Origin of the sequence: Mesorhizobium sp. M5C.F.Ca.IN.020.32.2.1 (genome assembly GCF_004023105.1) — a bacterium.
Lineage (GTDB): Bacteria > Pseudomonadota > Alphaproteobacteria > Rhizobiales > Rhizobiaceae > Mesorhizobium > Mesorhizobium wenxiniae.
This window is the reverse complement of record NZ_RZSX01001003.1, coordinates 1-2120: the sequence shown is the minus strand read 5'-3', so window position 1 is coordinate 2120 and position 2120 is coordinate 1. Positions and strand designations below refer to the sequence as shown.

At 61.1% G+C, this 2120-nt stretch carries 4 protein-coding genes; all 4 read right to left on the bottom strand.

Annotation, left to right across the window (positions count from 1 at the left end):
• The coding region (locus EOA86_RS32080; RefSeq protein WP_128345275.1) for an AMP nucleosidase at positions 1-985 on the bottom strand (985 nt) is incomplete at its 3' end.
• An 88-nt stretch (positions 986-1073) separates the two neighbouring features.
• The gene (locus EOA86_RS32075) at positions 1074-1268 is read right to left on the bottom strand and encodes a hypothetical protein (RefSeq protein WP_127211216.1); all 195 of its coding nucleotides are present in this window, start codon (positions 1266-1268) and stop codon (positions 1074-1076) included.
• Positions 1269-1302: 34 nt separating this feature from the next.
• On the bottom strand, positions 1303-1455 hold the full coding sequence (locus EOA86_RS39015; protein ID WP_164892201.1) for a hypothetical protein: 153 nt from the start codon (positions 1453-1455) through the stop codon (positions 1303-1305).
• Between the two features lie 302 nt (positions 1456-1757).
• Positions 1758-2102 (bottom strand): DUF2147 domain-containing protein, encoded by a 345-nt coding sequence (locus EOA86_RS32070; protein WP_127211973.1) that lies wholly within the window; start codon positions 2100-2102, stop codon positions 1758-1760.
• Positions 2103-2120 lie beyond the last annotated feature (18 nt).

Sequence of the window (2120 nt, the reverse complement as noted above, 5' to 3'; positions counted from 1 at the left end):
GTGCCTGGGTGTTGCGCAGCCCGGCGCAATGGCCGAGCATCACCCAGGCATGCGGCCTGAGCACCGCAATGTGGTCGGTGATCGTCTTGGCGTTGGAGGGGCCGACGCCGATATTGACCATCGTGATGCCGCCATGGTTCGGCTTCTTCAGATGATAGGCCGGCATCTGCGGCAGGCGCGGCGGCGCCACGCCATGGCAAGGCGCGCTTTGTCCAGCCTTGGTGACGACATTTCCCGGCTCAACGAATTCGACGTATCCGCCGCCGCCTTTCGCCATCAGCTCGTGCGCACGGGCGACGAATTCGTCGATGTAGAACTGGTAGTTGGTGAACAGCACGAAATTCTGAAAATGCTGGGGACTGGTCGCCGTATAGTGCGACATCCGGTGCAGCGAGTAGTCGATGCGTTGCGCCGTGAACGCCGCCAACGGCCTGGCTTCGCCTAAAGCCACTTCGAACGTGCCGTTGGCGATCTGGTCGTCGGTGCCGTCGAGATCCGGCACGTCGAACAGGTCACGGATCGGCCGCCTGATGCGCTCGGCTGCCGCGCCGTCGACATGGGAGCCTTCCAGGAACGCGAAATGCAGCGGGATGGGCGTCGTCGATTCCGAAACCGTGACCGGAACGCCGTGATTGCGCATGATCAGGCGAAGCTGTTCGATGAGATAGCGTTCGAAAAGGGCGGGCTGGGTTATGGTGGTCGAGAAATGCCCAGGCGTCGGCATATGGCCGTAAGCCTGCCGCGAGTCGATCTGGGTGAACGAAGTCGTGGTGACGCCGACCTCGGGGTAAAAGGCCCGGTAGCGCTTGTTGTTGTCGCCGCCTGCGGCGAGCGCCGTAAACGAATCGCGCAGGAATTTGGTGTTGCGGTCGTAGAGGGCCTGCAGGGCCGCGACGGCCTTTCCGGCATCATTGAAGATCTGCCGGCCAAACGGCTCCGGCATCACGACTGAGTCTATGGCTTGAGGATAGATTCGCTTTTCCATGACCCAATATAGAGGCTTGGCCATACGGTTGGGAGGGGCCAAAGGGTCGTTTTTCATTATTGAATGGGTTCAATGAAGGCCGATCGACCTAGCCGCGTCGCAGACTGACCAACAGCACAAAGCCGACGCCGTTCTTCTTCAACGCCGGCGCTTCGATCGTCGAGCCGGCATCGGCGCGCATCGTGGGCACGGCCAGAACCGGCGCTGCAAGAACCGTCAGGATGAGCGTCGCCCGCGGCACAAGCCGAAGGGCCTTGAAGGCGTTGGCGACGATGCGGTTCATGGTATGTTGCTTCTCTCTAAGGTTTTTGCCGGCTTCAATGGCGAAGGTGGCTCGGGCAACCGAACCGGCAGGAATTGGCCTGGTCCCAGGAGCGGGCCGGGCGGCCGGCCTCGGCAACCAGGATGGCGAACAACATGCCGAACAGGTTCATCAGCAGGCAGACGATGGTGAAGCGGCGGGCGAACATTGCGTGGTCTCCTTCAACACGCATGAGAATGCCCTGATGCAACTGAACCGGTTCTGATGCCGGCGTTCATCTGCGGTTCAAATTTATCGACGGAGTGTTGAGTGCCCGCCGCCACGGCGCGGTCCGGCCGCAGTCTTGCTGCCCCCCAAATCTTGGTGACAGGGACGAAGGATGCACAAAAATTGCTGTTAGCTAGGGCGCAGAAGGCGCGGCCCGTCCGATCGATCCGGTGTCTCAAACAGACGGCGCAAACAAAACGGGGCCGCGAAGGCCCCGTTTTCAATTTGTGGCAGTCAAAACGGTCAGAGCTTGTGCCAGGTCTGGCTCCTGCAAATCAGCCCGCCGAGCACGCAGCCGCTCATTTTGAGCGAAGCGCCAGAGACCGAGGCCTTGCCGGAATAGGTCTTGTCGGTCTCCGGGTCGGTTATGGTCCCGGTATATTTGTTGGCGCCGGACACCTTGAACGAACCAATGCGCTTGCCGGAAAATTTGCCTGATTTGAGGGTGATGGAGAATGCCCCGCCGCCGCCGGCTATGGCGGCGGTCGCGCCGGCCTGCGTTTTCCAGTTGCCCTCGATCGGATCGGCCCAAGCCGTGCCGGCCATGATCAATGTGGCCGCCAAGGCCATGCTGATGTTGCGAAACATGTTTGTCCTCCCTGTGGA